The 5,287-nt window shown below is 45.3% G+C and carries 5 protein-coding genes; 3 read left to right on the top strand and 2 right to left on the bottom strand.

What is annotated here, in order from left to right:
* Window positions 1–683: MotA/TolQ/ExbB proton channel family protein (locus tag U9P07_01965; GenBank protein ID MEA2108171.1), on the top strand; the 683-nt coding region annotated here is incomplete at its 5' end.
* Window positions 683–1,444, top strand: coding sequence for an OmpA family protein (locus U9P07_01960; GenBank protein ID MEA2108170.1), 762 nt, complete (start codon window positions 683–685; stop codon window positions 1,442–1,444). The genes U9P07_01965 and U9P07_01960, both read left to right, overlap by 1 nt.
* A 63-nt stretch (window positions 1,445–1,507) precedes the next feature.
* Here U9P07_01960 and cobD read toward each other — a convergent pair whose 3' ends face one another.
* Window positions 1,508–2,611, bottom strand: a complete 1,104-nt coding sequence (gene cobD, locus U9P07_01955) for a threonine-phosphate decarboxylase CobD (protein MEA2108169.1) — start codon at window positions 2,609–2,611, stop codon at window positions 1,508–1,510.
* Complete coding sequence (cbiB, locus tag U9P07_01950) at window positions 2,596–3,555, bottom strand: adenosylcobinamide-phosphate synthase CbiB (GenBank protein MEA2108168.1); 960 nt, start codon at window positions 3,553–3,555, stop codon at window positions 2,596–2,598. Before cbiB ends, cobD begins: the two co-directional genes overlap by 16 nt.
* A gap of 191 nt (window positions 3,556–3,746) precedes the next feature.
* Here cbiB and dnaA point away from each other — a divergent pair, with 191 nt between their 5' ends.
* Window positions 3,747–5,093: a chromosomal replication initiator protein DnaA gene (gene dnaA, locus U9P07_01945; protein MEA2108167.1), complete on the top strand. Its 1,347-nt coding sequence runs from the start codon at window positions 3,747–3,749 to the stop codon at window positions 5,091–5,093.
* Window positions 5,094–5,287: the final 194 nt, after the last annotated feature.

Below are 5,287 nucleotides of genomic sequence, written 5' to 3'. Positions count from 1 at the left end.
CCTTTATTGATGTTCCATCAGTTCTCGTCGTTATTGGCGGCTCGGTTGCCGCCATGCTGATTGCCTTCCCTCTTGATCGGGTCATCGGCTCAATCAAAATCGCCCTGAAAGCATTTTTCAGCCCGAAAACAAGTCCGGAAGAAATCATTGAGAAAGTTGTCGACCTGGCGGTAAAAGCGCGGAAGGAAAGTATAATCGCGCTGGAAAAAGAAGAAATTGATGATCCTTTCCTGGCCAAAGGTATCCGTCTGGTTGTCGATGGCACCGCCCCCAGCCTGGTGCGGGACATTCTGAAAACAGAAATCGGTTTCATGAAGCAGCGGCATACAATGGGCCAGAAAGTTTTTAAAACCCTCGGGGCCCTGGCCCCGGCCTTTGGTATGATCGGAACGCTTATCGGCCTGGTGCAGATGCTCCAGAAACTCGATGACCCCGGCTCCATCGGTCCGGCAATGGCCGTGGCCCTGCTGACTACTTTTTACGGCGCAGTAGTGGCCAACCTGATTGCCATTCCCATTGCCGAAAAACTAGGTGGCAAGTCGGCGGAAGAAGTGCTGATGATGGAAGTAGTCATCCAGGGTGTTCTTTCTATCCTTGAAGGTGACAACCCGATTATCGTCCGCAGTAAGCTGGAGGCTTTCTTAAGTCCCAGTCTGCGTCAGTCAAATGAGGAAGAAGCATAATGGCAGAAGAACAGCAGCAGGAAACTGAATGCGAAGAATGTGAAGAGTGTGAGGAGGGAGCTCCAGCCTGGATGGCCACCTTTGCTGACCTGGCCACCCTGCTGATGACCTTTTTTGTCCTCCTGCTTTCCTTTTCCAATATGGATGTGGTGAAATTCAGAACCATGCTCGGCTCGGTTAAAGACGCCTTTGGCACGGTTACCGAAAACCCGGGAGATTTTCAGGAAAAATCCAGCACCCCGATTTCCATCCAGTTATCTGAAAAAGAAAGCAGCATGATCGATATGCTGGAGATGGGGGATAAAGTCAAGCAGGCCATTGAAGACCATGAGTTGGAGAGGGAAGCGGAAGTCACTATTGATGAAAACGGCGTAACCCTTAAAATCACCGGCAAACTGATGTTTGATGCCGGTTCAGCCAGTATCAAAGAAACGTTTCAACCATTTATTGATTCTATTACCGAGATTATCAGCGAAAACAACTATCCGGTTGCCATTGAGGGACATACGGATAATATTCCCATGACTTCATCCCCTCTTTATCCTTCCAACTGGGAGCTCTCTTCTTCCCGGGCAACCGCGGTTTTACGTTATCTAATTGAAGAAAAAGGTATCCCGGCAAAACGGCTGATGGCGGTTGGTTATGCCGATACCCGGCCGCTGGTTCCCAATGACAGCCCTGAAAACCGGGCCAAAAACCGCCGGGTTGAATTTCACTTCATGAAGGAAACCCCTGCCACTATTCCGCCGGGAGCCGGATAAAGCTGAGAATATATAATGCTTGGCACGGGGACAGAATTAAATTCTGTCCCCACATTCTTATAGTCAGGAGGCAAAAAATTCTTCCAGTGCCCCAACCAGCTTCAGGTTGTTTTCCCGATTTTTAACCGCAATTCTGATAAAGGAGTCATCTAAACCGGCAAAATCCGTACAGAGGCGAATGAGTATCCGATATTTGTGACGGAGAAAATCGCTGAGCTGTCGGGAAGAATGTTGCCGGTCAAGTTTAATCAACAGGTAATTTGCCCGTGAAGGAAAAATATGCAAAGCGGAAATACGGGACAGCTCCTGCAGGAGAAAATCACGCTCACGGGCAATAAAGCGCCGGGTGTTTTCCTGAAAAGACTTATCCGCCAGCGCTTCCTGTGCCGCGGCAATGGCCAGGCTGTTGACATTCCAGGGCTCCTGGTGATAGCGCAGCCTTTCCACCAGCATCGAGCCGGCCAGGAGATAACCGCAACGCAGGCCGGCCAGGCTGAATATTTTCGTCAGTGAGCGCAATATCACCAGATTTTCAAATTCCCCCACCAGGGACTCCATCGAGGCCTGTTCGCCAACAAAATCAATAAATGCTTCGTCAATGATGCAGATCGTTTGGGACTTGCGAGCGGCCTCCAGCACCGGGCGTAACGCCTCCGGCCCCAGAAGGCTGCCGGTAGGGTTGTTGGGATTACCCATAAACAATATATCAGGCCCTTTTTCCAGCGCCTTTATAAGTAAATCAGTTTCCGGGATAAAATTATTTTCAGCCAGAGTGTGGCAGAAATCAAGCTTGCCGCCATATACCTTTACGGCTCGCTGGTACTCAGTAAAAGCCGGGGCGACGATAAGTGCGGTTTTCGGCTTTAAAACCCGGACCAGCAGATATATCAGTTCGGTTGAACCATTCCCGGCCAGGATCCGGGATTCCGGATGATTATCCCGTAAGGCAATCTGCTTGACAAGCGAATCCGCATACATTTCCGGATAATGCTGCAGTTGGTCTAAAGCTTTGTCTAAAGCCTCCCACGCCCGGACCGGCATGCCCAAAGGATTGATATTGGCGGAAAAATCCAGTATTTCTTCTACGGCAACCCCCAGCTCCCGGGCTGTCTGAAAGACTGTTCCTCCATGAACCGGCAACTTTTTTTCCCTTACCATAATAGCCATAGACCTATGCCGGTCATCAATATTGTGCACAGATAAAGAACTTTTACCGCCACTTTCACCTGCCTGCCATGGATAGGTGTCAATGATTCACCAATGATGCCCTTATCCACCATTTTGCCAAAGTAAATGCCGGGACCTCCCAGCTCTATTCCCAAAAGGCCGGCCATCGCCGCTTCCGGATAACCACTGTTGAGACTTTTATGAACATGATGATATTTTTTCATTATCCGCCAGCCTCTCCCGGGATCATATCCCAGCATCCAGCCGGCGATGATGATAAGCAAACCCGACAGTCGGGCAGGAATAAAATTGGCAAAATCGTCAAGGCGGGCCGCCACTCTGCCAAAATTTTTATAGCGGTCATTTCGATAGCCGATCATCGAATCCATGGTGTTAACCGCCTTGTAAGTCATAGCCAGAGGAACACCCCCAAGCAGCAGAAAAAACAACGGCGCAATCACCGCGTCACTGATATTTTCCGCAACTGTTTCCACCACCGCTTTTAAAATTTCGTCACTATCAAGTTCAGCGGTATCCCGGCCGACGATCATGGATAACGCCTTCCTGGCTTCCTCTTTACCTTCCTTTTCCAGCAGTTTTAAAACCTTTATTGCTGCCCGTGCCAAACCAGTGGCAGCCAGGGCCGTATAACCCAAAAAGATAACCATTAAAAAACCTAAAGGAGACCACAGCATATATGCTGATTTTATAATGACCAGGGTCAGCAGAAAAGTCAGCAGACAAACAATCAGTACCAGGATTGTACCGGCAATAACTTCTCTCTCCTCATCCTGCCTTTGATGGGGATAAAACCAATTTTCCAGGACATCAATCAAACGGCCGATCAAAACCACAGGATGAGGAAACGGCAACGGATAGTCGCCGAAAATAATATCAGCCATTACAATCATTATGAACATGGCAGCTGTTACTTTAAAAACCATCTGTCTTATTCCCGATCATCCATAAATAAATCCATTATAATAAGTAAATTATTCCCTGCTACCCTTAGTCTTTTAACAAAGGTTTTCTCAATACAATAAAAAATATATATTGTCAAAAAAATGTTGATCTGCTATCATTGGAAGTTCATTTAATTACTTATCTAACTTATTGAAAATAAGTCTTTTTTCCCATGCATAATCATCTTTGGTCACAAGTCCTTGACCATATCAAGGAACAGGTTAATGAACATAATTACCTGACCTGGTTTAAACCAATAAAAATTAAGAAAATGGCTGATTCCGTCCTTACGCTGGAAGTACCGAATCGCTTCTTTAAAGACTGGCTGGCCGAAAATTATCCCACGGCGATAGAAGATGCCATTCGTAAGGTTTCCACCCGGGATATCTCGGTTTCCTACATGGTGGCAAAAAAAACCCCTGCTTATTTGAAGCAGAATAATAAAAACCCGGAAGATTCACCTGCTTCAAAATCTTCCACCTCTGTTCAGCTCAAAGATTCACCTTTTAATCCCAAATATACCTTTTCAGAATTTGTCGTCGGGCCGTCCAACGAATTTTCCCACGCGGCTTCCCTGGCGGTTGCCAAACAACCGGGCACAAGTTATAATCCCCTGTTTATCTACAGTAGTGCCGGTCTGGGAAAAACCCATCTTCTTCATGCAATAGGCAACCATATTAACCAATACAACAGCAGATTAAAAGCTCATTATGTCACTTCAGAGGATTTTACCAATGATCTCATTGGGGCACTAAAAGAAGATAGAATGCCCCAATTCAGAAATAAATACCGGCAAATGGATGTTTTGCTTATCGATGATATTCAATTTATTGCCGGCAAGGAACGGACCCAGGAAGAATTTTTTCATACCTTCAACTCCCTCTATAAAAGTCATAAACAAATTGTGCTGACCAGTGATAAATTTCCAATGGATATCCCCAAACTGGAAGATAGATTAAGAACCCGTTTTGAATGGGGCCTGATTGCAGACATTCAACCTCCTGACAATGAAACCCTGGTCGCCATTTTAATAACCAAAGCGAATCAGGAAAATCTTAATCTCAGTACTGAGGTTGCTTTTTTTCTGGCTGAAAACGTTTCTTCAAATATTCGCACTTTAGAAGGGGCGTTATTACGCATTGCGGCTTTTTCCTCTCTTAAAAATAAGCGGGAAATATCCATTGATTTTGTGAAAAAAGTTCTTAAAGACATTATAAAAATGGATGAGAAAATAATAACAGTTGATGAAATTATTACCAAAACCGCGGAGTATTATCACCTTAGGACATCTGATATAAGATCACGCAGAAAAACCAGAAATATAGTTATTCCCCGGCAGATAGCCATGTATCTGGCTCGGCAGTTAACCCATTGTTCATATCCTGATATTGCTGATAAATTTGGCGGGAAGGATCATTCTACGGTCATTTATGCGGAGAAGAAAGTAAAAAACACCCTGCTTAAGGATAGTAATACTCTGGATATTATCAATAAAATCAGCAGCGAATTAAAAAAATAACTCAACTTTCTTAAGTTGCATTGCCGGGGATATATTACCAGATGTTCGGATCTGGCTCATAGCGGTATTGTAAACATTCGACTACGTTTTCAGAAAAGATAAAAATACTCTCACAGAGGCACAAAGTCACAGAGAACCCGAGTCATTTGCCCTCTGTGACTCCGTGTCTCTGTGAGAAATAATAAAAATTTGTC

It is taken from the genome of Pseudomonadota bacterium (assembly GCA_034660915.1).
In the GTDB taxonomy this organism is placed as follows: domain Bacteria; phylum Desulfobacterota; class Anaeroferrophillalia; order Anaeroferrophillales; family Anaeroferrophillaceae; genus DQWO01.
Note: the sequence above shows the minus strand (reverse complement) of the source record. Positions and strands in the feature narration are given on the sequence as shown.

Excerpts from the sequence above, each read along its gene's own strand:
- U9P07_01960 (MEA2108170.1), top strand. The coding sequence starts at position 683 with ATGGCAGAAGAACAGCAGCAGGAAACTGAATGCGAAGAATGTGAAGAG.
- cobD (MEA2108169.1), bottom strand. The coding sequence starts at position 2,611 with ATGGCTATTATGGTAAGGGAAAAAAAGTTGCCGGTTCATGGAGGAACA.
- cbiB (MEA2108168.1), bottom strand. The coding sequence starts at position 3,555 with ATGGTTTTTAAAGTAACAGCTGCCATGTTCATAATGATTGTAATGGCT.
- dnaA (MEA2108167.1), top strand. The coding sequence starts at position 3,747 with ATGCATAATCATCTTTGGTCACAAGTCCTTGACCATATCAAGGAACAG.